Source organism: Vibrio sp. C8 (assembly GCF_054051265.1).
In genome coordinates, this window is record NZ_JBPAOE010000011.1 from 604,388 (window position 1) to 631,140 (window position 26,753).

The following is a 26,753-nucleotide window of genomic DNA, read 5'->3' on the forward strand; positions in this document are numbered from 1 at the left end:
TGGGAAATCATTCTGTGCGCCTTGAAGTATTTTGCGAAGATAGACTTGGTCTGACTCGAGAACTCCTCGACATACTCGCCACTAAAAATATTGATTTACGTGGTATCGAAATCGATATTTCTGGAATCATTTACTTAAACTGTCCGGACATTGATTTTGAAACATTCAGTGAATTAATGGCTGAAATTCGTAGAATTTCCGGTGTTAAAGACGTACGTAAAATTCAGTTTATGCCAATGGAGAGGCACAATACGGAACTGATTTCCTTATTGAATAATTTGCCTGATGCGGTGCTATCTATTGACCTTAAAGGCTCTGTCGATATGGCAAACCATTCTGCATTGTCTCTGTTTAACAGAGACACTGGCGATATGAATGGTGTACACATCTCAACTCTGTTACCAAATTTCAATTTCCAACGTTGGATAGAAGGCAGCAAGTCCCGTCTGCGCGAAGAGATCGTGTTAGATGGTCTGGATTACTTAATGGAAATGATGCCGGTGTACATCACTGGCGAATCCAAAGAATCGACCTTTGCCAGCGCTATGATGATCATTCGTCCTCGAGTCACGGGTGTTGCAACTGAAACTCAGCTTTCTCTGCACAACAACCTTGGTTTCGAGCATTTTGTTGGGATATCGAATCGCCATAAGGCACTTATCACACAAGCGAAAAAGCTTGCGATGCTCGATCAGCCGCTGTTGATCGAAGGGGATACGGGTACAGGTAAAGAGATGCTTGCCCGAGCTTGTCATAATCGTTCAGACCGTGCCGATCATCCATTCTTAGTTTTAAGCTGTGCTTCTATGCCTGATGATGTGGCTGAGACTGAGTTGTTTGGTCATGCTCCGGGTTCGTTCAATCACGAGCAAGGTCATAAAGGCATCTTTGAACAAGCAAATGGTGGCACAGTACTGCTGGATGAAATCGGTGAAATGAGTCCTCATCTGCAAATTAAGCTGCTACGTTTCTTGCAAGATGGTACTTTCCGCCGCGTTGGTGAAGAACACGAAATCCATGTCAATGTACGTGTGATTGCTTCTACACGTTATAAGCTGGCTGAGTTGGCAGAATCCGGCAAGTTCCGCGAGGATCTTTTCTATCGTCTCAATGTACTGACTTTGACGATTCCACCGTTACGAGAGCGTCCTAGCGATGTTCAGCCTCTGTTGGAACTGTTTGTTGCCAAGCACACTGCAAAACTCGGTATGGCTAAGCCGAAACTGAACGAAGGTTTGCTCGATCAACTGGCTTTGTATCAATGGCCGGGCAATATTCGTCAGCTAGATAATATGGTTTTACGTGCGCTTACTGAGTTGCAGGACGATGTACTTACTGCTGAACTTTTCCATTTGCCACAGTTGGAAAGCAACAATGTGGGTGTCACCAATATCAATCTTGATGGCTCACTGGACGACATCATGAAAGAGTACGAAGCTCAAGTGCTTGACCGTTTGTATCAGTCTTTCCCTTCAAGCCGCAAACTGGCTAAGCGCCTAGATGTGTCACACACCTCTGTCGCCAACAAGCTTCGAGATTATGGAATTAAGAAACGTTGATTGAATCGAACAGCACGCCAACGTCAGTCTATGAAACTGATGGCGAAATACTACTGGTTACCGCTCAGTTCAATGATGCTGAACGTATTGCTCAATACTTCAAAGAGAACCGAGAACACCTAAAGCCATGGGACCCTGCGCGTGAAGAAGCCTTCTTTACTGCAGAAGGTTGGCAGCAGAGACTACTTAAGCTCACCGAGGTACATAAACTTTCTTTGGGTTACTACCTGCTGATTATTGATGCCAAGACCGATAAAATGCTTGGCACTATTTCATTCAGTAACTTAAATCGTTTTCCTATCTACACCTGCAACGTTGGATATTCACTTGCCTGCGATGCTCAAGGCAAAGGAACCATGACACGCGCATTGCAAATGGCATGCAACTACATGTTTTCTTTTCAGAATATGCATCGCATTATGGCGGCTTACATTCCTCGCAATAAACGCAGTGAAAGTGTACTCGAACGCGTGGGTTTCTCGCATGAAGGGCATGCCAAAGACTACATTTTGATTAATGGTAAGTGGGAAGACCACAACCTGATGTCACTGATTAACGCGCATTGGAAAGAGGAATAATATGAATCAGCGATTGCAACAACAACTCAATCTGGTATTGGAATTGGACAGACTAAAATCTGTGTTGCGTCGAACCCGTATCCAATGTGCGGAAGACAGACTAGAAAACAGTGCTGAGCATAGTTGGCACGTCGCTATGATGGCATTGGTGATGCAAGAGCATGCGAATGAACCTGTGGAGATTAGTCGGGTTCTGAAAATGTTATTGATGCATGACATGGTTGAAATTGATGCTGGCGACACCTTTGTATATGATGCAGCAGCCTCAAAAGAGCAAGCGCAAAAAGAGTTGGCTGCAGCTGAAAGATTGTTCGGTTTATTACCAGACGATCAGGCGGAAGAGCTGTTTTCTTTATGGCGTGAATTCGAATCCGCCGTAAGTGCGGATGCTAAATTTGCCAAAGCGCTCGACAGATTGATTCCTATGATGCTGAATTTCAATAATCATGGGATTGGTTGGAGAGAAAACAACGTAACTCGCCAACAAGCATTAACCGTGAATCGACGTATTGACGATGGTTCACATACGCTGTGGGAATATGCGCAGCAAATGATTGAACAAGCCACCGAAAACGGATGGCTCAAAGCCTAAGGACATTTCATGTCGTATTTGCCTTTGGATGATTACCAAAGAAAATGGATTTTTACCCATCAATCTATGCCCGTTCCTGAAGAGGATTTGGCACAGATAAAACCTATGACTCAACTTCGCGCTGCTCAGTATTGGAAAGAGAACTTAAGCTCGCAGAGCCCAGATGCCGAGCGTTTCAGCTCTCAAGACTGGCCGAGCAAAGCAGACAGTTGGTCGAACGAAATAGACTGGATGGCTGAGTGGGAGAGTGATGATGAAGCACTACCTCAAGCTGTGTTAGAACACATTGACTGGCAAGACGATGTTACTGTCTATTTTTGTTATGAAAAATACAATGTGATTGAAACCAAATGGTCTGTATTTAAGCGTCACTGGAAGAACTTCTTATTCTACGATGACGGTCCTATTCTGCTTGGTCGCCGTCGCAAAGAAGCGCTGTGGTTTAAAACCAACGGCAAAGTAAAACTTGGTACGCATGAGTAATCTCAGCTCAATGAATTTTAAATCCGGCTTCGGCCGGATTTTTTTATGTGCAGTATATTTTTAAATAATTGCATGCCTTCTAATGAAGGCTCGCCTCTGTTATCAAAGAACTAGTAATTTAAAGCTATATCAAAAAATAAGATAAGAATATTCCTATTAGTTAAGTTGCCAATTCCTATCTATTGGGAGTTTATTTGCGTCACAAATTGTCGCAATTCACATTATTATTAAATATGTGAATCGCTTCTTATAAAATGAGTGATTGTTGTGTATAACGTTCAATATAGAGTTTTTGCTCTATATTATTTATCAATACCTTATTTATTGTTTTAATGGTTATATATAGATGTAGTAAATAAATGGCAAAAAGATCATCAAAATCAGAATCTCTAGCGCTTTCATATGAGCTACTTAGAAGAATACCCAAATCATATAGCGTAACGCCTCAAGAGCTTCACCAACAATTATTAGACGCCGGTATTGCGCGCTCAGAGCGAACAATTCAGCGCAATTTAGAAATGTTGTGTCAACAGCACGACATTATTCGTGATGATCGCTCTAAGCCATATGGTTACCGATGGGATAAAAATAGTAAAAGTAACGAGAGTTTGTCTTTACCAAGCTTATCTGCTCCAGAGGCATTATTATTAACCTTAGCACAGCAATATTTAAATCATTTATTACCCGCAAACTTAACGTCCTCATTAAATGGATTTTTCCAAGAAGCTAAATATCAATTAAATCCTATAACAGAGAATAACAAAGAGCGTGAATGGTTAAAAAAGGTAGCGGTAGTCAGTGAAATACAGCCATTATTACCACCCAAACTGGATGAAGACGTTTTTAAAAGTGTTAGCGAAGCCTTGTATCACAACCGATTATTAGACATCGATTATTACAACGCTAAACAAGAAAATAAGTCGGCAACTGTAATGCCATTAGCGTTAGCACAGCAAGGGCCAAGATTATATTTGGTCTGCCGTTTTCATGGTTACGACAATGAAAGAAGTGTCGCTGTACATAGAATAACGAACGCAACAGTTTCGACGTTTTCGTTCGATAGACCAGAAGATTTTAAGCTAAGTCAATACGATGCAGACGCACGCTTTGGCTTCGGTGAAGGTGAAAAGTGTCAAGTAACGTTTTGTATCACAAAGCAAGCTGGCTTTCACCTAACAGAAACGCCTCTATCTGAAGACCAGCAGATGGAAGAATACGATGACCACTATAAGGTTACAGCAACGTCGGTAAAATCCAAACAACTCAAAGATTGGCTAGGTGGCTTTGGGGATAGAGTTTGGAGTGTCATGCTCTGTGATATCGATAGGGCAGAATGAACATATTTTCGTAAATAGAAGAGGTAAAGAGAACAAAATGGAAATGACATTAGAAGTATTATTTTGGACCTTGGTTGGTTGTACGTCTGTGATTGTACTGCTTCAGATTGCTTCAATAAGCAAAAAAAATAAGCTGCATTTGGCTTTACTTGCTGAGAGTTCGAAAGTGTCTCAGTCCTTAAATGATAAAGAAATATTAATCAGTCAGTTGTCACAAGAATGTGCAGAGCAGTTAAATGTTGCAGTCAAACAAATACAAGAACAGGTTCAAGTTTCACAAGCCATTACTGATAAGCAGAACGCTCATTATGCAGATGAAAATCGAGCAGAATGGCAATCTCTGTGCAAAATGATGAGTTCCCAACAGGGAGAAGTCATGATGTCGTTCTCTGAACTAAAGGCCAACCAAGAGGAATCTTTTAAGGCTTTAACTAAAAAACAAAACGAAGAATTTTCACTTGTAGAAAAACTAGTTGGGCAATCCTATAACAACCTAAAAGAACAGCTCATGACTCTTAAACAATTGAATGAACGTTCAGAGTTCACCAGTAAGCAGTCTATGACTTCATTGCTAGAGCAAATAACCACCCAAGTACAAAAACTACGAGCTGACAATCTAGTGAGTCTGATCAACGAGTTAGCAAAGCACCAGGAATTAGAAATTAGTACTGATGATTTCATTAAGAAGCTGGGTGATTGCAAAGTTACTCAAATTGAAGATAAGCACACAGGTCAAGTTACTCATATTCACTATCAAAACAATGTGAAACGCAGAAGTGATACTTTCTCAGGCAGCAAATTAAAGTATCAAATGATATTTAATGAAGATGGTAAGCCAAGTGTAGGTACTGAATTCGATAATGCTGGAAACACTATTTTTGAGTATACCTACGACGATGCCGGTGAAATCAATAAAAGAGTTGAAACTATCTACGACCACACGGGCAAACAAGCAGAACAACTAGAAACAACTTTTTAAGAGTGGGGAAAAACCAGATGTATTTATCTGATTTAAATATTGGTGAAAAAAAGAATTTTCTTGAACTGGCCAAATATTCAATAGGACTAAATGGAGAACATAAAGCTGAAGAACAAATGATTTACCAATCATATGTTCAAGAATGTGGTCTGGCTGAACATTCGCTTTTTAAGCAAGACAATATTGACTCTGTAATTAAGGTACTTGCCAAATCTAGCAATAAAAGTAAGCGAATTGTTCTCCTTGAGCTTTATGGCATCCTTTTGGCGGATGGTGAAGTCTGTCAAATAGAGAGTGATTTTATGCAAAAGCTGTCAAAAGAGTTCTCTATTGATGAGTACGAAACAAAAAAAATACAGCGTTGGGTTTCTGCGATGAATGATCTCGCGGCAGAAGGCTATGCTCTTATTGAAAAGGAGTAATGCATGGGATTGTTTAGTCGTGCTTGTAGTTGGGTAGCAAGTAAATGCAGTTCAATTAGAGATACAGCTTCAAGGGCTGTCGATAGCGTGAAAAATGCGTGCTCTAAAGTATGGAATAGGTTTACTGGTAAACACTATGCTGACGAAGCAGAGTCGATTTATGAGGAGGCCAAAAAGCGTTATGAAGACGCTAAGCAAGTCTATGAAGATTTCGTTCAGGAAATATCATCCAGTATAAAGAGTAAAGTTAGTACCATTAATGTTCAGAAACAGGATATATATTCCGTGCATTTCGAGCGTTTTATACGTATCTCTCGACGTTTGCATAATGTTACCGTTAAGGGGCAGCCTTTCGAAGAATTGTTTGATGACAGTATTTTAGATGTGAAAACACAAACGGGCGTCAGAGTTAGGTCTGAAATCATGAAAATTAATTTTAATCAGATGGGCTTACTCGATACGTTAGGTATGGTGTTGACCTTAGGTTTCTTTACTCGTAGTAGAGCCAAAGAGTCTTTGGAAAACGCCAAGCAAGAGCGCGCTCGGGTTGATGAAGAAATAACGAAGATGAAGTCGCAACAGAAGAGATTAAAAGTTGTGGAGGAGTCTATAGACAATGTTGTCGTATATTTTGATGAGCTAATTGCCAACTATAGCCGTTTGTTGGATCGATTCGAATATGGAATTCAAACTCAGCGTATGCATCAAATGGCTAATGGATCTGATGTTTATTCGCATAAATTGAATTTTAAGTTGCTGCCTATCGTCCATTTAGAAGAATTCCGAGCGCTGTTTAATTTGTCTATCGTTTTGAAACAGATGGCAAATTTAGGCTATTTATCCGACTCTGGTGAATTTATTGAGAGTGATAGTCTGAAAGCTAAGACTGTCTATGAACTTACCAAGTCACAGTCTTTAGTGGCTTAGGGAGTGATTGATGGACAATAACAATGATTATGGCTTCACCCAAATTTCCAGTGATGAAGTTATTCGCCGTTTGCAAGGCTGTTCGCCTCTTCAGGCAAGCAAAGTCTTACTTGAGGTCGAATTGCATGACCAACGTGATAGTTTAGAAGTACTACATCAAATTGAACTGGAGATGCGTAATAGCCAATCAGGTATTGGTGAATCACTTATCCAACCTATTATATTGAGTGTCTGTGATGGATTTGTTAGTCATCCAAAGCTGAACTTGTCAAAAAACGGTTTGACGGCGACTCGGCTTGCTAATGAAATTCAACATTTTAGCTACAATGCAAATTCCAGCATGTCTGATGACGTAAGGATTGAAAAGGTTCGATTAGATGAACACTCATCTAAACAAGTTGATGATAAAGGTGAATATAATCGCCATGAACTTGAAGACCGAAGCAAACTTTATACATACCGCGATGCTCAAATGGGAGAGAATCGTAAAATATATAGTGAGCTAGAGGTAAACGAACAAGGTCAAAGAAGAACATTATATAAACAAGGTGATCAACATAACCAAGCTAAAAGGGATAGAGGGAGCAACTTCACTCAATCAAGTATTGATGTTGACCACCAAGTACCGCTGAAAAAAATATTTGATGAGTATGGCGTTAGTAAAGGAATTACACTCGACGATCTAAAAGAGGCTGCTAATCAAGACAGCAACTTAAAGAATATCTCTGCTCAGTTGAATCGCTCAAAGGGTGATAAAAGCTGGACACAATATTCAGATGAAGTGACCGCAAAGAGAAGGGCTCTTGAAGAGAAAAAGAAACAAGCAGGTTACTTATCTCAAACCGAAGAAGCTGAACTAAGAAGTTTGCCCAGCGAACAGACCTTAAAGAATGCTCTCGCTGCTGAAATAGCAGCGACAACAGCAATCGAGTCAGATCTAAACAAATCAGTGGTTAAAAACTTTACTAAAGATAACCAACTTGCCAAAGAGTTAGGCTCAGAAGCTTACAGACAAGCAAAAGATGAGTTGAAGCAAAAAGGTATCGGAGAACTAATAATTTTGATAGTTAAACCGATATTTTTTGAGCTGAGTGACAGCTTAAAAAATGGTGTGACGCATGGTTTCGAAACATTATCGAGATTAGACGCTATTGGTCTAAGATTTAAACGCGCTTACAAATATATTATTGATAATATTAAACATATAGGAATGGATGTAATAAAGGACGCGATTAAAAATTTCATCAAATACTTTATTAATGCGATTGTGAACTTGTTTGTTGGGATATTGAAAAAAGCACTGAAGATAATATCAGAGGGCTTTTCTGCTATCGTTCAGTCAATCAAAATACTAATGAGCGATAGTAGCCCATCTCAAAAAGCTGAAGCTATAACCAAGTTGCTCGCTACAACAATAGTAACTTACATTAGTTTTGCTTTCGAAGAAACTATCGCGCCGTATGTCGAAATGATCCCTGTCATTGGTGAATATCTAAAAGATGCAACAGGTATTATGGTGTCAGGTATTGGTTCTACTATGGTGGTCTGGCTAATCGATCAAGCTGATGTTTTCTCTAATAAAGCTGAGCTAAGGACTAAACGTATAAAGGAAATATTTGGGCTTAGAATACAGCAAATCAAAGAAAATACGGATGCCTTTGAACATGCTGCTATAGAGAAACTCGCCAATGATAAGCTACAGTTTCGCCAACTGAGTGAAAAATTAGTGGCTGCAATCGAAGGCAATCGGGATGTTAATAAAGAAGTCTCTGATATTGCAGAATTTATGAACATTGACTTAAAAATAAAATCTAACAATGACTTTTTAGCTTTGTTAGAAACAAGTAAAAAATTGGAAATTGCGTAGTTAAATAGCACCCGTTTTAAACGGGTGCTATTTTTATTGGTTATTTATTTTGAATTGATAAAGATCAAGTCTATATTAGTTTTACAACAAACTATATTCAGTGTTCTCTATATGACACAAATTGTCGTTAGTCTAAGTAATATCTTAAAAAATAAAAGTTAATAGCGCTAATAGTTAACAATTTCATATATAAGGATTACTTATGTTACTTCCATTTTTTGCAAAATTTAAAGATCTTTTTGGTTTTTATTCGTCTAAAGAACAAGAGAGCAATAAAAATAATAAATCAGAGGTAAAGAGTTCTAGACAAGTTCAAAGAGATCGATACATTAGAGAGTTTATTGAGGAATTAACTAATCTAAACTATATCCACGATAACAGTTCTCTATACCATATTGGTGGGGATGTTCATTCAAAAGACATTTATAGATTACAAGCTAAATTGGATACGGCAAATAAAACATATGCAAGGGGTATTGCACATAATTACATCTTATTTGCTGATACAACGATGTTTGGTAGTGGTAAATGTGGCTTATTGTTCACTTCAAAATGTTTTTATTTTAGTGCAGATCATGGCGATGATATTCAACACTATATCTATGACGAATTGTTTGGATTGAAGTTTAAAGTGGAAGGCGGTAGTTTTCATATTGGTTATTGTGAATATCCATTTTACACATCTGAAACCATGAAAAAATTGCAGCCAGTGATCACATTGCTGACGAAATATTTTACTAGTAATGAACATCTTGCGATTAGTCGATACGGACGATAGATAACGGAAATAGACGCGACTCTTTTAGGGAGTGAAACATTTGCATTTTAAAAGTCTAACTAATCCGGCTTAGGCCGGATTTTTGTTTTCTTCATTCGGTTATCTTGATGCTATAGGGTCGAGTTTGTGTCTAAGCCCTCATTTTTGACATGTTGTTTTGAGGGAACACTGAATCGTTGATCTCACTCCTAACTTTTTGTTTTCTCTCTTCCATAATGTACCCGTTAGTTTGAATTCTGGTGTCATATCAAAATCTGTCATTTTTCTTTCAAGCATTTGCGCTAAGAAAATTACTTAGAGCAATGAAGAACAGATGGTTTTTGGTCTTGATACTCCATTTTTTCAAATTGGTTTAACCAGCAGCAAGGAAGAGCATCGATGGTACGCCCTTACTTAAAATTTATTATTCCAATTGTAATACCTTTACTTATTTTGCTTATGCCGTTGTCGGCTTTTCCATTCGACGGTTTGACGCTTATTCAGCAACGTGTCATTGCAATCTTTTTGCTTGCTGCCCTGTTGTGGGTGTTTGAACCCATCCCAATCTACGCTACTTCGGTTGTAATCATTGTCCTTGAATTGCTGATGCTTTCAAACAAAGGGCTTATTCTGTTTCGTTTAAACGAATCGCAGCCCGAGTTTGGGCAACTGCTTAAATACAGCGACATTATGGCAACCTTCGCAAGCCCAATTATTATGCTGTTTCTCGGCGGTTTCTTTTTGGCGATGGCGGCAACTAAGTATCGATTGGATGTCAACTTAGCACGGGTGTTGCTCAAGCCTTTTGGTCAGAATCCTAAATACGTCATGCTTGGCTTGATGCTGATCACGGGCGTGTTTTCGATGTTTATGTCCAATACTGCAACTACTGCGATGATGCTTTCTATATTGGCACCTGTTATTGCTGTATTTGGGCCGAAAGACCCAGGGCGAATTGCATTTGCGTTGTGTATTCCTGTCGCAGCCAATATCGGCGGTATCGGCACGCCAATCGGGACACCACCTAACGCTATAGCACTAAAATATCTCGTCGGTGACAATCTCATTACTTTTGGTGAATGGATGGCGTTTGGTGTGCCGTTCGTGGTTGTAATGATGGCATTGGCGTGGTTTTTCATTTGTTCACTATACAAAGCCGATCAGCAACGAATTGAGTTGACGATCAAAGGCAAATTCCTTAAGACACCAAAAGCTTTGGTGGTGTATATCACTTTTGCCGCGACCATATTGCTCTGGCTGGTGGGGGATTTACACGGGATGAACTCTTATACCGTGGCATTAATTCCTGTCGCAGTATTCTCAGTAACAGGGATCATCAACAAAGAAGATTTGAAAAAGATATCTTGGGATGTGCTCTGGCTGGTATCCGGTGGTATCGCACTGGGTTTGGCGTTAGATAAAACAGGGTTAGCCGCTCTGGTTGTTCACAGTATTCCATTCGGTGATTTTTCGCCTTACGTGGTGTTGTTTGGTGCTGCGTTGTTATGTCTGCTAATGGCAAACTTTATGTCTCATACTGCGACTGCAAACTTGCTTATGCCGATAATGGCAGCATTGGGCGCTTCAATGACATCTCTTAGCACACTAGGTGGTGAAGTCACCTTAATTTTAGTGGTGACCTTTGCAGCCTCTTTGGGCATGTCGTTACCGATCAGTACACCTCCTAATGCTTTGGCTCATGCTACTGGCTACGTGCAAAGTAACCAGATGGCAAGAGTTGGTGTTGTGCTTGGGCTCGTAGGGGTGTTATTGAGTTTTGTCATGGTTGCGGCTTTGAATGTGGTCGGATTCATTGGTTAGTCGGCAAATAACATGAATGAACAAGAACGCACGCTTGTAGAGCGTTACTTCAGAAACAGTGAGAGAACGATAACCCTGTCAGCGGGCAGTAAAGTGATTCAGCAAGATGGTTACAATGACCGACTTTACTATGTCCATTCTGGTGAACTGGTGGGGGATTTTGAAGAGTATGAAGGTCGCCATGTAAAGGTGTTTTCTGCATCAAAAGGTGCTTTTATTGGTGTACACAGTTTCTTTTCTGGAACTTGGACTGCTTCTTCAACGGTTGTGGCTCAAACGGACGTAAAACTCAGTTGGATAGACAGGCACTGTGAAGCTGTAGAGGTGGAAAAATTCGGCCCACTCAGTACTCAATTTATGCCAGTCATTGTTGCAGAGTTAAATCGTCGCCAGCGTCGTGCACATCAGGAAGCGGTAGAAAAAGAGAAAGTGTTGGAAAAACTGCATTCAGCAGAACAGATGACCACATTGGCACAGTTAGCTGCGGGCATCTCTCACGAACTAAACAATGCAATTGGTGTAGTTAGCAGTAAAAGCGAACGTCTTGAAAGTCTTTTTATGGAACTGTTGGAAGAGGTTCATCCCGAGGCCAGCCAGTTCTTTGATTATGGGTTAATGCATGGTCAAAAAGTCTCTTCCAGTGAAGCCAGACGGCGAGGATTAATACTAGAACGTAAGTATCAACTTCCTAAAAACGTTGCGAGAGAACTTGCACGCGCCGTACCGGAAGACGAACTGTCTTCTCATTGGATTAGTAACGCGAACCTTGCCATTCGTTACTGGCAAATGGGTAGGGATTTACATGACCTACGTGTCGCATCGAGCCACACTGTAGGCATTGTTAAGTCTGTTAAGCAGCTTGCAAGAAGTGAAGTCAATCTCGATGAAGAGCTAGACATTAACGACACCATAAACCGAGCGTTGACCCTTTTGCAAAGCGACTTGCGCAGAGTTTCAGTAAGAATGAGACCGGGCAATTTGCCCAAGTTAAAAGGATCGCAAACAGAATGGGTTCAGGTGTGGGTCAACATCGTTAAGAACGCTTGTGATGCGATGATGGTGACGCAAGAACCAAGATTAGATATCCAAACCAAATATAGTAAGCATCGCCTTCTCGTCACCGTTACCAATAACGGCCCTGAAATCGATGAGGCGACAAGGCGGAAAATCTTTCAACCTAGCTTCACTACTAAGAAAGATGGGTTGTCGTTTGGTTTGGGGTTGGGGTTGTCTATCGTGAAGCGAATCGTTTCAAGTTATGGCGGAAGCATTGCGGTCAAAAGCGATCAAGACGCAACTATTTTCAGAATAAAGTTACCAGTAGAGGATGACCATGGAGAAACTTAATATCATATGCGTGGACGACCAAAGGGAAGTGCTAAGCGCAGTGTTACAAGACCTAGAGCCTCTGTGCTTCTGGCTGAACATTGAAGACTGTGAGTCAGCCTCTGAAGCGTTAGATCTTATGGATGAACTCGATGCAAACGGCGAGTATGTTGCTTTGGTGATCTCCGACCATGTTATGCCAGAGAAAACGGGTGTTGAACTTCTTACAGAAATTAGTGCCGACACTCGCTTTATCCATACCAAAAAGGTTCTTCTAACTGGGCAGGCAACCCATTCTGACACTATCAATGCAATTAATAACGCTGGTATTAATCGTTACTTTGAAAAGCCTTGGGGTACAAGCGAATTAGTGGAATGTGTCAGAACATTAGTCACCGAATTCATATTTGATAAAGGTCTTGATTACACTGAATGGCAAACTCATTTAGACCAGTCTGTTGTTTTGAATCGACTGCGTTAAGGGTAAGTTCTAAAAGGCTAGGCCAAGATGAACTTCAAGTAAGTATTATCTGCAAACGGGCCGAACTTGTGACTTTTCTTTGGTGCTCCTGAACGGTGGTGGTTATTGTTTGGGAGTACTCAATCTTTGTTTCCAAATAGCTTAGTTTTCTGATTCATCCATTCAAAAATTCATATCTATTTGGAACCCGTTATTTTTTTAAGTTACTCGCATAAATTTATGTGCATTTAGGTGACCATTGATCGAAAGCGTATATTCGCTAGGTGTTTAACGCTAAGAGAATATTCCGATGATTAGATACTGCAAGCGTTGCAAAATTCCGACAGAACATAGAGAAAGCCTAGTGCGTAAACCGTCGAGTTATGACACCGACAAATCGATACTAGGGCGTGTCACCTTGTTAATACATGAGTTCATCAATGGCGGTCATTACTACAACATGAACCGCTATGTCACCTGCACAATCTGCGGCAAAAAGTCACTTGAGAATATGGGAAATGAGTTCGAGTAAGACTCTTGTTCTCATCACTTTATCTTGTTGGTCAAGCGCATTGAACTTTTCGTTGCTGGTTAGCAATATAGGCATCGAACAGTATCAGACCAATAAACGAACATATGATAGCGCCTAGGCAAAGCAACAGTGGTGCTTTAAAACCAAAGTATTGTGAGATAACACCCATGGCACTTGTTCCAACCATAGTGCCAGCTAGCATCGCATTAGTATAAAACGCTGACGCTTTACCTACCGTTGTAGGAGCAAAATCTTGCATGATGGTAATGCCAAGGCCAACAAAAATGCCGAAAAATAGCCCATTTAAAATCTGCAAAGCATACAAGATATTCAGGGAGGTATTGAAATACATACCTATATAGAAAGCAGCGCCCGCTAAAAACCCCAAACGCAACACTTGGCTTTTACCAAAACGTTGTGCCCAGCCAACGGCTAACAGCATCACAGGGATTTCAATCGCTGCTGTTATTCCCATTAAGATCCCAGGATACGATTTTGATAGGCCGAGTTCTTGCGTCATAAAAAGCGGCATAGCACTGATATAAGTACTGTTAGCTATGTTTGTGATAAGCACCACAATCCCAAGAAACCAAACCGCAGCAGGCAATTTGGTTTTAGGTTTATTATTTATTTTGTCGGTTTCTAAGACTGGCATTTGGAAGTAGAGCATAATCCAAATCATGACTAAGCTTGCAATAGCAGCTGAAATATAAAAGTTGTTGTCAAAACCAAAATGGTCAACCGAAAAAAACGCTAAAGGTGGACCAAATATCCAAAGAAATGAAACCGAAGAACGCATTTGAGAATTCAGCTGGGCGCTGTTTTTTCCGGTTGAATCTGCGTAGCGTCTTATCACTGCCAATATAAGAGGAATAGAGCTTGAAGCTACAGGCATTAAAACACAGCCAATAACAATGGCATGCCAAAACTCTGTTGCGAGGGAAAACATGATGGCCGCAGAAAAAATACCAGCAAGAGAGAGTAACAGCAGAAACTTGCTTGGTACGCCTTTATCAATAAAGCCCGTTAGTTTCTGGCTGACAATAATCGTCATCAAAGCAGTTAGCGATGTATAGAGGCCAATAAGCGCAGGTTCCGTATGAAGTTCACTAACAAGGAACAAACTCATGATGGGCATAATAAAAGAAAAAGCGAGTGCGGTTAGTCCATTGATAGCGAACAAAACCGGAGTTTGGCTTTTAAACAACGTTTATCTCCTATGAGTGTGAGTAGTGAAAAGTGTTATTCCACACTCCGTAACGTGATAGTTTTTATGAGCTTGTACGAAAATATCTCATGTGCCTTGAGCTGTTAATGAATGTGCTATCTAGGTTGATGTTCAACCCACTAAGAACTGTCTTACACGACCAGTTTCTGCAAGCGCGATTCGGTCAGCTTCAGTTGCTACAGGTGCGGTATCAATTTCATACCAATCAACAGCGTCCGCTTCTAATGGAATAATTGCCCCTTCCCATTCTGTGATAACGTAATAGTGCAATAGCTGAAGTTCAATGGTTGGATGATAGAGTGAACATAGATATTTAGCATTTCTAGGTGTCACATCAAGTTCTTCTTTTAGTTCTCGTAATAACGCTTGCTGTTGTGTTTCACCAGCTTCTAAATGACCACCGGGGATTGCGATCATTCCGGGATCGGTTTCTTTTAACTTTGACCGATGCTCTAATAGAACTTGTTTATCTTTCAACAGGATGAATGACACACATTCAAATACTTCCATTGTTATTTCCACTTGATAATCCTTCGATTTGTTTGAAAGCATAGCATGACCATCATGTATCGAAGAGAGGGTTATAAAAAAAATAGTGTTTATCAATATCTGATGAAAAATTTATTAGGATCTTAAAACACAAAAATGTATTTGTTCGAAAGAATGAACTGCATAAAAGAGCTGCTTCTATATATTTGATTTGAATATTGAAAGAGTAATCGCTCTAAAATAAGTTCATTGTTTTTTTGGAATTAAAATAAGTAGATTTTGGTCACAGCCTTTCGATATGATAAGCGCTATATGTCATACATAAGCAGCGTCTAAAGTTAGCTGGTTTATTGCTTATACTGACTACTAAAATAATAACAAATTCATTTCGTCGAACGGCAACATTCTTATAATCAATAGCTTAAGGAAATAAGAGATGTACCATTCTTCTTCGTACACACCGACACTACTTGTCATAGACGATATCCCCGAGAATCTCAGTTTAATGTATAAGCTGCTAAAAGATGATTACAAAGTTAAAGGTGCCAATAGTGGAGATAGAGGATTAGCGATTGCGGTTAGTGATCAACCAGACCTAATTTTACTCGATGTTATGATGCCTGATATGGATGGTTTTCAAGTCTGCTCATATTTAAAATCAAACCCTTCAACTAAAAATATCCCCATTATATTTATCACTGCAAAAACTGAAAATGTTGATGAAAGGAAAGGTCTAGAACTTGGCGCCGTGGACTATATTACTAAGCCAATTGTGCCTGAAATCGTTAAGGCTAGGGTTAAAACTCATTTATCTTTGAAAATGGCGTCAGATCTCCTCAAAGGAGAAAATGAGTCATTGGAAAAAGAGGTTCAGGAAAGAACTCAGGAAAGCATTAAACAAATCGAAGAGTTGCATGTCATTCAGAATATCGCGTTCAATGCGATGATTTCCCTTGCGGAGACTCGTGATAACGAAACCGGAAATCATATTCGACGTACACAGTTCTACATCAAACTTTTGGCAGAGCAGCTACGCCTAGATCCTAGATATGCTAATCAATTGGACGACAATGCCATCAATTTGCTTTTCAAATCCGCACCTTTACACGACATAGGAAAAATAGGCATTCCAGATCATATCTTGATGAAGAAAGGAAAGCTGACAGAGGAAGAGTTTGAGATCATGAAAACTCATACCACTATTGGTTTCGAAGCGATTAACAGGGCCGAAGAGAACAACGGAAAAGAGATGAGCTTTCTCCGTGTCGCTAAAGAAATCGCACACTCACATCATGAGAAATGGGATGGTTCTGGTTATCCGCAAGGATTATCTGGTGAGGACATTCCACTTTCGGCACGACTTATGGCGATTGTTGATGTTTATGATGCATTAATTAGTAAGCGCATATATAAACCAGCCTTTACACATGATGAAGCAGTCAAAATGATTAGCATCGAAAGAGGCGCTCATTTTGACCCAATCATTGTAGATGCATTTATGGATATTCACGAGGATATCCATTCGATTGCCTTACACTACGTGTGATTTACTATGAATAAAGATAAACAACTAAGTGTACAAGCATGGGTGTGGCGTTCCATGGTCAAAACTGGGATCATTCCGTTGATTTTGGTTGAACTGCTGCTCGTTACCATTTATTTGTTCAGTAACCATTTCATCAGTTCTGATAACATGGATTACATACATTCTCAGGTTAATAACGAGCTTTATATTACTTCTTCTATCGAAAGTGATTTAGTGCGAGAACGTATAAGTTCTGTTTCTCGGCTAGCTGAAATATACAGGAATGAAACGCAAAGGGTGTTAGCTGAAGAACTGCGTCCTGATGACGTTGATAAGTCTAATTTGGCATTTAGTGATAATGGAGTTTTATATACTAAACAGGATGATGGCGGTGCAGCATCGTTTTATTCTTCCTACACAAAAAATGCAGACAAGGATTTAAATAAAATATTTAAACTTGCAAAGTTAGATCCTTTAATGAAAGAAATTAAACGTAGCGACCCATTTATTGCTGCTGTCTATTTTAATAGTTGGGATTCTTATAATCACATATATCCTTGGTTTCACACACTTGAGCAGTATCCAGCGGATATGAATATCCCTGAATATAATTTCTACTATTTGGCTACGGATGAATATAACCCAGAGAGAAAGGTGGTTTGGACGGAAATCTATATTGATCCGGCAGGGCAGGGTTGGATGACTTCAGCGATTGCACCTGTATATAACGGAGATAAACTGGAAGGTGTTATTGGTATAGACATTACTGTGGATACCATTGTCAACAACATACAAAACTTGGTTGTTCCTTGGAATGGTTACGCTATTCTCGCAAACGGTGAAGGAACTATAATGGCTCTGCCGCCGAAAGGTGAACAGGACTTTAATATCAAAGAGCTAAAACAGCACAATTATGAAAGTGCAGTAACACAAGAGATGTTCAAGCCCGAAGACTTTAACCTGTTTAAAAGGGCGGACACAAAAGCACTGGAACCTCAATTTGATGGTCAGAATCAGGGGCTAACTAAACTAGTACTTAACAATCAAAACAAGTTGGTCTCTTGGGTGACTATTCCAGAAACAAACTGGAAAGTGCTGTTCATTGTTGATGAAAATGAAATGTACCGTGAATCCATGGCGTTGAAAGAAAAATACCAAGGCATCGGTTACATAATGATTATGGGGTTGATTGGTTTCTATATCCTATTCCTAGCTTTTACTTGGATGGTATCAAAACGGATGAGTGAAACCATTGCTGCACCATTAGCTCAAATCAGAAATATGTTCCATAAGATGAGTGCCGGTAATTTTGATGTTTCTCATGAACAGTTTAATCTCAAAGAGTTAAATGACACAGCCAAGGCAACCATAATAATGGGCGGTCGATTAGGCAAGTTAACTAATGAACTGAAAACGGCAAAAATAGAGGCTGAGGAAGCAAATATAGCTAAGAGTCAGTTCATTTCAAATATTAGTCATGAAATTAGAACACCGATGAACTCAATTTTAGCTCTGTCAGATATGTTACTTGCCAGCACTATTAATAACGAACAACGTGATTCTTTGGTTAGGATTAAAAAGTCTGGTGAACATTTATTATTAGTCATTAGTGACGTATTGGACTTATCAAAAATTGAGTCCGGGCACCTAAATATTGAAAAAATCCCATTTAACATCTATTTAATTGCTCAAGATGTGTACGAACTTTGTGAAGCAAAAGTTTCTACAAAAGGTTTGGGTTTGCACATTGATGTAGAAGAAAATATTCCAACATTATTAGGTGATCCACTACGTATCAAACAAATTTTACTTAATTTTATCGCTAACGCTGTTAAATTTACGGCTCAGGGAAGTATCAGCGTTACTATAAATGTTGCGTCAACTTTAGGTGACAAAAAGAAACTTCGTATCGAAGTAGACGATACAGGGATTGGATTGACGAATGAAGAACAACAAAAGATCTTCGAAAGTTTTCAGCAAGCCGATACTTCAACCACTCGAAAATACGGTGGCACAGGATTAGGTCTAACCATTTCTAGGAGCATCGCTAAGCTGATGGATGGCGAAATTGGTGTTGACAGCAGACCCGGAACCGGCAGTACTTTTTGGTTCGAAGTAACGCTTGATACGAGTTTCGATACGAATCCTGAGCAGCTCAATAATTCAATGCGATTAAGCAATGTTGAGTATAAAACCAAGTATCAAGAATCAGCTGATGAGGTTTTGGAAGATATCGATTTGGAACAGTTGATTGAAAAGCTTAACTATTTAAACCAACTGTTGAATGACAATAACCTTGCCGCAGAAGAATACTTTCAAGAGCAAAAAATCTATTTTGATAAAGTAGTACCCAATTGCAGTAACCAATTAGCCTCGTTCATTTCTAGTTGTGATTATGTAAGTGCACTTGCGGCTACAAACAGAATAGAAAAATCGTTAAAAGAGAAAGAGTGAATCAATAACAATTGTCGTTAAGATATCTCATCGTTTAAAAAGGCAGTAGTTGGAATAACAATTACTGCCTTCCGATACATTGTTGCTTGGCTAATGGTTTACCGATGTTGAGTAAACGTTAATTATGATTGTTCCCACCAAAATAAAACTAATACCGAGAATGGCGTAAACATCGAGTTTTTGCCCATATATGAGCCAAGACACACTGGCGACCAAAACGATCCCGATTCCGCACCAAATGGCGTAAGCAATACCTAAAGACATGGCGTTAACTGTAATCGACAAGAAGTAGAAAGCGAGAGCATAAGTAATTAGTACGCCCACTGTAACAAAGACAGAGGTGAACTGATTAGTTTTAGGCAAATAAGATGTCGCGATGACTTCTAATAAAATAGCGATAATTAACGTCGCAAGTGGAGGCATAGCAAGCATAACTGTTCCATTGAATTTAAGAGGTTATTGCGTGAATAGTATGCCTACAATGTTGCGGTTTTCTTAATTCATAAAATGAAGTGAACCAAATAGAGAGTCAACGTTATCTATAAAAGCGACTGTTAAGTAAGCCGTTAACGCTTTGGTGTTGGTTCTTTGATGGTGTATAGCTTAGTTTGATGTTCTTCACATGTCGTTTCACAATTGCACACTTTATCTACGCCCACATTTGACAGGCCACCACAGCTACCTTGTATAGGCCTTCTTTTGGCCATTACTCCTAACGTCATTAGCAAAACAAAAGCAATGAAAGCAACGAAAGTAATCAGGTAAATCATAATGGCCAACTCCTTTTAGTTGTGAAACTTGTGAAGACTACGAAGGTTTCTAAGTGTCTTTGCATCAAGACGACTTTCATTAGGTTCCAATTTAAAGGTAGAACTAGCTTGTTTGTTTTTACAGCAAGTATGGGACTTATTCAGTTTATTGACAGAAGGTTTTGCGTAACTTATGTCTTCAATTGGCACTAGCTGAGAGGCGTCAAATGCGTGAATATCAGCCCCTCTTTTTAGTGTGTATACTTTTATACCCTGAGCAAATAAGCTGGAAAGCATAGCCTCACCGATGTTTTTGATGATCACGGCATTTACGTTATGAGCGGCTAACATAGAAAGCATTTGAGCTTTCTTGCCACAGGTTTGAGACTTTTCTGGTGTTATTACGTCAATCGTTTCTTCTTGTTTAGTAACATCATCGAGAACCAAAAACTGAGGTGCTTTGGAATAGTGATTAAACAACTTGTCATTACTGACAGGAATTGCGTATTTCATAACCTTGTCCTTGTTTGTAAATTATATGCCCGATAAAAAGACGATTTCGTTGATTTGTTAAATCTTTACATCATTTGACATGTTACATCGGGGTGATACAACAGATAATGAACCGGTAAATGGCATATGCCAATTACTTATTGTGAAATTTAAGTATTCAAATTTTGTTCATTTACAGGTATAACAAGGACCTCAGCGTCATTGTCATCAAGAATACGGCATCTTATGTAGATGATTCATATGTGATTTAATATGTTTATATATGAATCAAATGCTATCTAAATGTGATCTGTGTTGCCCCTAAAACGCGAAATAGGTCTCGCTGTTACACTATGTTACGTACGAGGTCTGTTTTTGCATGTGGCCTCAAACAATTTAAACAAACCGTTACAATTGTTAATTAGTGCTAACAAAATCCTATCTGGCTCACACAATTCAATCTGTTTATCAATATACTTCAATGCGTAAACGTTTTCATTGGAATGGTAAACGTTTCCCTACACGTATATTAATAAGACAAATAGAATAGGACACTTACATGAGAAAGCTAACTGCACTTGCTATGCTAACTGCTGGTATGGGTTTCGCAACACAAACTCTAGCTGATACCACTTTGGGTTTCACAATCTACAAATACGATGACAACTTTATGTCTGTAGTTCGCCAAGCTATCGAAAAAGAAGCTGCTGGCGACAAAGACGTTCGTCTTCTAATGAACGACTCTCAAAACAGCCAATCAATGCAAAACGACCAAGTTGACGTTATGTTGGCTCGTGGCGTTCAAGCGCTTGCTATCAACCTTGTAGACCCAGCTGCAGCACCTTCTATTATCAGCAAAGCGAAAATTGATGATGTACCAGTTGTTTTCTACAACAAAGAACCAAGTGCAGCAGCACTAGCAAGCTACGATAAAGCTTACTATGTAGGTACTGACTCTAAAGAATCAGGCGTTATCCAAGGCGACTTAATCGCACAACACTGGAAAGCGAACAAGTCGTGGGACAAAAACGGTGATGGCGTTCTTCAATACGTAATGCTAAAAGGTGAACCAGGTCACCCAGATGCTGAAGCTCGTACTACTTACTCTGTTAAGCAAATCAACGAGAACGGTATCAAAACTGAAGAGCTTCACATGGATACTGGTATGTGGGATACCGCAATGGCTAAAGATAAAATGGATGCATGGTTATCTGGCCCTAACGGTAGCAAAATTGAAGTTGTTATCGCTAACAACGACGGCATGGCAATGGGTGCAATCGAAGCACTACGTGGCGCTGGTCAAAAAATCCCAGTATTCGGTGTTGACGCTCTAGCTGAAGCTCTAGCCCTAGTTAAGTCTGGCGAAATGGCTGGTACTGTACTAAACGATGCAACTTCTCAAGCGAAAGCAACGTTCGAACTAGCTCGTAACCTAGCTGAAGGTAAATCAGCAACTGAAGGTACTCAGTGGGAAATGCAAGACAAAATTGTTCGCGTTCCTTACGTAGGTGTTGATAAATCAACTCTTGAGTAACAGACGTTATAATTAGGGGGCGTCCAGCCCCCTATATTTACCCGTTAATATCTTAATTAGTACTTATTCATTGATAATTATTAATTGATATTTATTGGTTTCAAATTAAAAACAATTAAGTGATGCCATGGTAGATCAAACACATGAATTCCTGTTAGAGATGACAGGGGTGAGTAAATCATTTCCAGGTGTAAAGGCATTAGATAAAGTTAATTTAAAAGTTCGACCGCATTCAATTCACGCATTAATGGGTGAAAATGGAGCGGGTAAATCGACGCTATTAAAATGTCTATTTGGAATTTATGAAAAAGATGAAGGCGATATTATTTTCTTAGGAAACCATATTAACTTCTCCTCTTCTAAAGAAGCATTAGAATCTGGCGTGTCCATGGTTCACCAAGAATTAAACCAGGTTAAACAATGTTCAGTAATGGATAATATCTGGCTTGGTCGCTATCCAAGAAAAGGTTTATTTGTTGATCACGATAAAATGTATCGAGATACAAAAGCCATTTTCGAAGAGTTAGATATTAATATTGATCCTCGAGTTAAAGTAGCAACTTTATCTGTGTCTCAAATGCAGATGTTGGAAATTGCGAAAGCATTTTCTTACGACGCAAAAATAGTGATCATGGACGAGCCAACTTCTTCTCTAACAGAAAAAGAAGTTAATCACTTATTTACCATTATCAATAAGCTGAAGGATAAAGGCTGTGGTGTGGTATATATCTCTCATAAAATGGAAGAGATATTCTCTATCTGTGATGAAATTACCATTCTACGTGATGGTCAATGGGTTGATACTCGCCCACTGAAAGGCCTAGATATGGATAAGATCATCGCGATGATGGTAGGCCGAGAACTCACTAACCGTTTCCCTGAGAAGACTAACGTTCCTAAAGAAGTCATCTTAGAAGTTAATAACCTGACAGCGTTGAACCAGCCTTCAATTCAAGACGTCTCGTTTGAACTTAGAGCGGGCGAAATTTTAGGTATCGCAGGTCTTGTTGGTTCACGTCGTACAGATATCGTTGAAACGATTTTTGGTATTCGTGAAAGAAGTGAAGGGCACATTGTACTTCATGGGCGTGAAATGAAAAACCGTGATGCACATGAAGCAATTCGCAATGGTTTTGCATTGGTAACTGAAGAGCGCCGTTCAACAGGTATTTACGGCAACCTCGATATTACTTTTAACTCATTGGTTGCGAACGTTGATGAGTATAAAACTAAAGCAGGTTTGTTAAGTAATAAAAAGATGAAGAGTGATACTCAGTGGGTAATTGATTCGATGAGTGTTAAAACACCAACGCATCAAACTCAAATAGGGTCACTATCAGGTGGTAACCAACAAAAGGTTATTATCGGACGCTGGTTATTAACTCAGCCGGAAATATTAATGTTGGATGAACCAACTCGTGGTATCGACGTGGGTGCTAAATTTGAAATTTACCAACTAATGTTGGAACTCGCGAAGAAAAATAAAGGAATCATTATGATTTCTTCTGAAATGCCAGAGTTATTAGGTACTACCGATCGAATTTTAGTAATGAGTAACGGCCGCGCAGCGGGAATCGTGAATACTAAAGAAACCACTCAGACTGAAATATTAGAGCTAGCCTCTCGTTACCTCTAGGGAAACTATTATGGATGCTGTTAAGTCATTTGCATTAAAGCACTTAAAAGAAGGTGCTATTTACGCGGTTCTGTTTATTTTATTAGCGGTTATCGTTATTCAAGAACCATCATTTTTAAGCTTACGAAATTTAAGTAACATTCTTACTCAGTCTTCTGTGCGCGTAATTATTGCGCTTGGTGTTGCGGGTCTTATTGTTACACAGGGTACCGACTTATCTGCAGGTCGTCAGGTAGGTTTAGCTGCGGTTATCTCAGCAACCTTGTTACAGTCGATTGAAAACGTTAACAAAGTATTCCCAAGTATTGGTGATGTGCCAATCGTAGCGGTTATTCTTTGTGTATGTTTCATCGGCGCAATCATTGGTCTAGTGAACGGTGTGATCGTTGCTTACTTAAAAGTAACCCCTTTCATCGCAACACTGGGTACCATGATCATCGTTTATGGTATTAACTCTCTTTACTACGATGCAGTAGGTGCGTCACCAATCGCTGGCTTTGACGAACGCTTCACAGTATTCACTCAAGGCTTTATTCGATTAGGTGGATTCCGATTCTCGTACATAACCTTCTACGCCATTATCGCTGTAATATTCATGTGGATACTTTGGAACAAGACAGTATTTGGTAAAAACATCTTCGCAGTTGGTGGTAACCCAGAAGCGGCAAAAGTATCAGGTGTTAACGTACCAATGACTCTACTAAAAGTGTACGCACTTTCAGGTGTCTTCTATGCGTTCGGTGGTATGTTGGAAGCGGGTCGTATCGGTAGTGCAACTAACAACTTAGGTTTCTTGTACGAACTTGATGCAATCGCAGCCTGTGTGGTAGGTGGTGTGTCATTCGCTGGTGGTGTTGGTAGTATTGCAGGCGTAGTAACGGGTGTTCTTATCTTCACCGTTATCAACTACGGTATGACTTACATCGGTGTTAGCCCTTACTGGCAGTACATCATTAAAGGTTCAATCATCGTATTCGCGGTAGCATTGGACTCAATGAAGTACGCAAACAAGAAATAAGATTCATCTACGATTTATACATAGCGCTGCCTTGGCAGCGCTTTTTTTATCTCAAGAAAGGTAAACCTGTCCATTAAGAGTTAAGAATAGGCATCAAGGTTATGAGCCTCTTTCTTGACTCATCTTGTCTAAGTACACTATTCTACGACCATCATTTCTTTAGGAGATTACGCCAATATGAATAACTAAACCTGTTATCCACTTTTATTTTATTTTTTGGATTCACAGGGTTAGTAGGCGTAGCTCACTTTCTGATATTTAATTGCAGCCATGTTTTGGGGATATATAGTGCCTGAATCTGTGTTTTCGCAATGATTTCATCTCTAAATATTTATGCTACGGCCTTTGTCCCTGTCTTACAGGAGGCAACGTATGCCAGTTTTACAAGCAAGTAATTTAAGCTTTCAATTTGATAACGGAGAGATGTTGTTTCAGCAAGTCTCTTGCTCGATGACCACGTATCGTGTTGGGTTGGTCGGACGTAACGGTATCGGAAAATCTATCCTTGCATCGATATTAATTGGGGAACAAACGCCCTCTGATGGCTCAGTATCAGTACCCCAATCATACGCAGTTTATCGCCAGCAACCTTCGCATTTGTTATCCGGTGATTTATCGATTGCACAGTTTTTAGGTAAAGACGAAGTGCTAAGTGCACTAGAACAGATTCAATCTGGAAATTGTTCTGAGCGCTGGTTCGAAGTGGTTGGGGATCAATGGGATATTTTTAATCGTCTGAGTCAGCAGCTTAAACAGATGGGCTTACCACCTGATCCTGATTTCCCTTGCGCTAAACTAAGTGGCGGACAACTCGCTCGACTACAACTTTGGCAGTTGTTGGATAGTGACGTTGAGTTATTGATTCTTGATGAGCCTTCCAACCATCTTGATAGCCAAGCAAAGCAGTGGTTAATTGACGCAATGCGAGATTATAAAGGCGCTATTTTTTTGATTAGTCATGACCGAGCATTATTACGCGAAATGGAAGAAATTTGGGAGCTTTCAGGGTTGGGGGTGCAGGTGTTTGGCGGGAATTACGACATTTACGCTGAACAGAAACGCGCCGAGCTACAAGCTGTAGAGCGACAACTTGCGAGTATTGATAAGCAGAAAAAGAAACTAGAAGAACAAGCACAGCGAAATCGGGAGAAGGCGGAACAAAGAGCAGCGCAAGGTAATAGGCTACGTAAGGAGGGGAGTCAGGCGAAAATTCTACTTGATGGTAAGAAAGACAAGGCAACGGCGAGCGCTTCAAATCGCAGTAAAAACGAACAACATCGTCACGTTTCTTTGCAAGAAAAGGCACAGACCTTGAAAGCCAGAAAAGAGCTGATGAAAGAGCAAAAGATTTATTTGGCTGACAGTCAAAGTCGCTTACGAAAAGTGGTAACAATGCTCGAAGGTGTATTGCCTTTTGGTCGCACTGAACCTATCACGTTACAAATTCATAGTGATGACAAAATCCACCTTACGGGCAGAAATGGATGTGGGAAATCCACCTTTTTGAAAACGTTATTAGGTGTGTTTTCACTTAAGAAAGGGGAAATGCAATTGAATACGTCATTGTATTATCTAGACCAACACTTCGGATCTATACACCCCCAGTTGCCAATGCTGGATAACTTGATAGAACAGTGTCATGGAATGAAAGAAAGTGATGCACGAACCTTGCTTGCCGGAATAGGGTTTCGGCGTGACAGTGTCTTTCGTCTTGGACATATGCTGAGTGGTGGTGAAAAGATGAAGTTAGCTATGTTGATTGTTAGCCACCAGCTAAAGCAACCTTTGCTGTTACTTGATGAGCCCGATAATCACCTCGATCTCGATTCTAAAATCATGCTCGCTCAAGCTTTATCGAATTACCGAGGTGGCTTCATTCTCGTTAGCCATGATCATGACTTTGCAATGGACTCAGGCGTAAATCGGGAAGTTAGTTTGTAAGCCTTACACATCATGGGATAGAAACGTTGGAGCAACGTAGTGTTGCT

General features: G+C 39.8%; 25 protein-coding genes. 20 read left to right on the plus strand and 5 right to left on the minus strand.

The window, feature by feature from the left end:
* The first annotated feature begins 14 nt into the window (after positions 1 to 14).
* From tyrR to ACRQQK_RS08925, 14 genes are all read left to right on the plus strand, one after another.
* A complete protein-coding gene (gene tyrR, locus ACRQQK_RS08860; protein WP_457511049.1) occupies positions 15 to 1,559 on the plus strand; it encodes a transcriptional regulator TyrR in 1,545 nt (514 codons plus the stop codon).
* Positions 1,559 to 2,137 carry a GNAT family N-acetyltransferase gene (locus tag ACRQQK_RS08865; RefSeq protein WP_457511109.1) on the plus strand — a complete coding sequence of 193 codons (579 nt, stop codon included), beginning with the start codon at positions 1,559 to 1,561 and terminating at the stop codon, positions 2,135 to 2,137. Before tyrR ends, ACRQQK_RS08865 begins: the two co-directional genes overlap by 1 nt.
* 1 nt (position 2,138) lies before the next feature.
* Positions 2,139 to 2,729: an HD domain-containing protein gene (locus tag ACRQQK_RS08870; RefSeq protein ID WP_457511050.1), complete on the plus strand. Its 591-nt coding sequence runs from the start codon at positions 2,139 to 2,141 to the stop codon at positions 2,727 to 2,729.
* Positions 2,730 to 2,738: 9 nt separating this feature from the next.
* Positions 2,739 to 3,212, plus strand: a complete 474-nt coding sequence (locus ACRQQK_RS08875) for a DUF2947 domain-containing protein (protein WP_457511051.1) — start codon at positions 2,739 to 2,741, stop codon at positions 3,210 to 3,212.
* A gap of 359 nt (positions 3,213 to 3,571) precedes the next feature.
* Positions 3,572 to 4,549 carry a helix-turn-helix transcriptional regulator gene (locus ACRQQK_RS08880; RefSeq protein WP_457511052.1) on the plus strand — a complete coding sequence of 326 codons (978 nt, stop codon included), beginning with the start codon at positions 3,572 to 3,574 and terminating at the stop codon, positions 4,547 to 4,549.
* 37 nt (positions 4,550 to 4,586) lie between these two features.
* Positions 4,587 to 5,528 (plus strand): chemotaxis protein, encoded by a 942-nt coding sequence (locus tag ACRQQK_RS08885; RefSeq protein WP_457511053.1) that lies wholly within the window; start codon positions 4,587 to 4,589, stop codon positions 5,526 to 5,528.
* 17 nt (positions 5,529 to 5,545) lie between these two features.
* On the plus strand, positions 5,546 to 5,950 hold the full coding sequence (locus tag ACRQQK_RS08890; RefSeq protein WP_457511054.1) for a hypothetical protein: 405 nt from the start codon (positions 5,546 to 5,548) through the stop codon (positions 5,948 to 5,950).
* A 3-nt stretch (positions 5,951 to 5,953) separates the two neighbouring features.
* Positions 5,954 to 6,877: a DNA repair protein gene (locus ACRQQK_RS08895; RefSeq protein ID WP_457511055.1), complete on the plus strand. Its 924-nt coding sequence runs from the start codon at positions 5,954 to 5,956 to the stop codon at positions 6,875 to 6,877.
* A gap of 10 nt (positions 6,878 to 6,887) precedes the next feature.
* Positions 6,888 to 8,744 (plus strand): DNA repair protein, encoded by a 1,857-nt coding sequence (locus tag ACRQQK_RS08900; protein WP_457511056.1) that lies wholly within the window; start codon positions 6,888 to 6,890, stop codon positions 8,742 to 8,744.
* A gap of 202 nt (positions 8,745 to 8,946) precedes the next feature.
* Entirely contained in the window at positions 8,947 to 9,522 is a 576-nt protein-coding gene (locus tag ACRQQK_RS08905) for a hypothetical protein (RefSeq protein WP_457511057.1), read from the plus strand.
* Between the two features lie 378 nt (positions 9,523 to 9,900).
* On the plus strand, positions 9,901 to 11,322 hold the full coding sequence (locus ACRQQK_RS08910) for an SLC13 family permease (protein ID WP_457511058.1): 1,422 nt from the start codon (positions 9,901 to 9,903) through the stop codon (positions 11,320 to 11,322).
* A 12-nt stretch (positions 11,323 to 11,334) separates the two neighbouring features.
* Entirely contained in the window at positions 11,335 to 12,669 is a 1,335-nt protein-coding gene (locus tag ACRQQK_RS08915) for an ATP-binding protein (RefSeq protein WP_457511059.1), read from the plus strand.
* Positions 12,656 to 13,129, plus strand: a complete 474-nt coding sequence (locus ACRQQK_RS08920) for a response regulator (RefSeq protein WP_457511060.1) — start codon at positions 12,656 to 12,658, stop codon at positions 13,127 to 13,129. The genes ACRQQK_RS08915 and ACRQQK_RS08920 overlap by 14 nt, the downstream gene beginning before the upstream one ends.
* A 289-nt stretch (positions 13,130 to 13,418) precedes the next feature.
* Positions 13,419 to 13,640 carry a hypothetical protein gene (locus ACRQQK_RS08925; protein ID WP_457511061.1) on the plus strand — a complete coding sequence of 74 codons (222 nt, stop codon included), beginning with the start codon at positions 13,419 to 13,421 and terminating at the stop codon, positions 13,638 to 13,640.
* Between the two features lie 31 nt (positions 13,641 to 13,671).
* Here ACRQQK_RS08925 and ACRQQK_RS08930 read toward each other — a convergent pair whose 3' ends face one another.
* Positions 13,672 to 14,847, minus strand: coding sequence for a sugar efflux transporter (locus tag ACRQQK_RS08930; protein WP_457511062.1), 1,176 nt, complete (start codon positions 14,845 to 14,847; stop codon positions 13,672 to 13,674).
* A 132-nt stretch (positions 14,848 to 14,979) separates the two neighbouring features.
* On the minus strand, positions 14,980 to 15,378 hold the full coding sequence (locus tag ACRQQK_RS08935) for an NUDIX hydrolase (RefSeq protein ID WP_457511063.1): 399 nt from the start codon (positions 15,376 to 15,378) through the stop codon (positions 14,980 to 14,982).
* Between the two features lie 415 nt (positions 15,379 to 15,793).
* On the opposite strand from ACRQQK_RS08935, the gene ACRQQK_RS08940 reads away from it, so the two are divergent.
* Together ACRQQK_RS08940 and ACRQQK_RS08945 are read left to right on the plus strand one after the other, a co-directional pair.
* Entirely contained in the window at positions 15,794 to 16,903 is a 1,110-nt protein-coding gene (locus ACRQQK_RS08940; protein ID WP_457511064.1) for a response regulator, read from the plus strand.
* A gap of 6 nt (positions 16,904 to 16,909) precedes the next feature.
* Positions 16,910 to 19,336: a sensor histidine kinase gene (locus tag ACRQQK_RS08945; RefSeq protein WP_457511065.1), complete on the plus strand. Its 2,427-nt coding sequence runs from the start codon at positions 16,910 to 16,912 to the stop codon at positions 19,334 to 19,336.
* A gap of 90 nt (positions 19,337 to 19,426) precedes the next feature.
* Here the strand turns inward: ACRQQK_RS08945 and ACRQQK_RS08950 are convergent, their stop codons facing one another.
* The 3 genes from ACRQQK_RS08950 to ACRQQK_RS08960 form a co-directional block, all read right to left on the minus strand.
* Positions 19,427 to 19,768 (minus strand): DMT family transporter, encoded by a 342-nt coding sequence (locus ACRQQK_RS08950; protein ID WP_457511066.1) that lies wholly within the window; start codon positions 19,766 to 19,768, stop codon positions 19,427 to 19,429.
* Positions 19,769 to 19,902: 134 nt separating this feature from the next.
* On the minus strand, positions 19,903 to 20,106 hold the full coding sequence (gene nqrM / locus ACRQQK_RS08955; protein ID WP_457511067.1) for a (Na+)-NQR maturation NqrM: 204 nt from the start codon (positions 20,104 to 20,106) through the stop codon (positions 19,903 to 19,905).
* Positions 20,107 to 20,121: 15 nt separating this feature from the next.
* Positions 20,122 to 20,598: a NifB/NifX family molybdenum-iron cluster-binding protein gene (locus tag ACRQQK_RS08960; RefSeq protein ID WP_457511068.1), complete on the minus strand. Its 477-nt coding sequence runs from the start codon at positions 20,596 to 20,598 to the stop codon at positions 20,122 to 20,124.
* Between the two features lie 538 nt (positions 20,599 to 21,136).
* Between ACRQQK_RS08960 and mglB the strand changes: the two genes are divergently transcribed.
* The 4 genes from mglB (at position 21,137) to ACRQQK_RS08980 (ending at position 26,706) form a co-directional block, all read left to right on the plus strand.
* Positions 21,137 to 22,111, plus strand: coding sequence for a galactose/glucose ABC transporter substrate-binding protein MglB (gene mglB / locus ACRQQK_RS08965; RefSeq protein ID WP_457511069.1), 975 nt, complete (start codon positions 21,137 to 21,139; stop codon positions 22,109 to 22,111).
* 127 nt (positions 22,112 to 22,238) lie between these two features.
* Positions 22,239 to 23,747 (plus strand): galactose/methyl galactoside ABC transporter ATP-binding protein MglA, encoded by a 1,509-nt coding sequence (gene mglA, locus ACRQQK_RS08970; protein ID WP_457511070.1) that lies wholly within the window; start codon positions 22,239 to 22,241, stop codon positions 23,745 to 23,747.
* A gap of 10 nt (positions 23,748 to 23,757) precedes the next feature.
* A complete protein-coding gene (mglC, locus tag ACRQQK_RS08975) occupies positions 23,758 to 24,765 on the plus strand; it encodes a galactose/methyl galactoside ABC transporter permease MglC (RefSeq protein ID WP_042487540.1) in 1,008 nt (335 codons plus the stop codon).
* Between the two features lie 372 nt (positions 24,766 to 25,137).
* A complete protein-coding gene (locus ACRQQK_RS08980; RefSeq protein ID WP_457511071.1) occupies positions 25,138 to 26,706 on the plus strand; it encodes an ABC-F family ATP-binding cassette domain-containing protein in 1,569 nt (522 codons plus the stop codon).
* Positions 26,707 to 26,753: the final 47 nt, after the last annotated feature.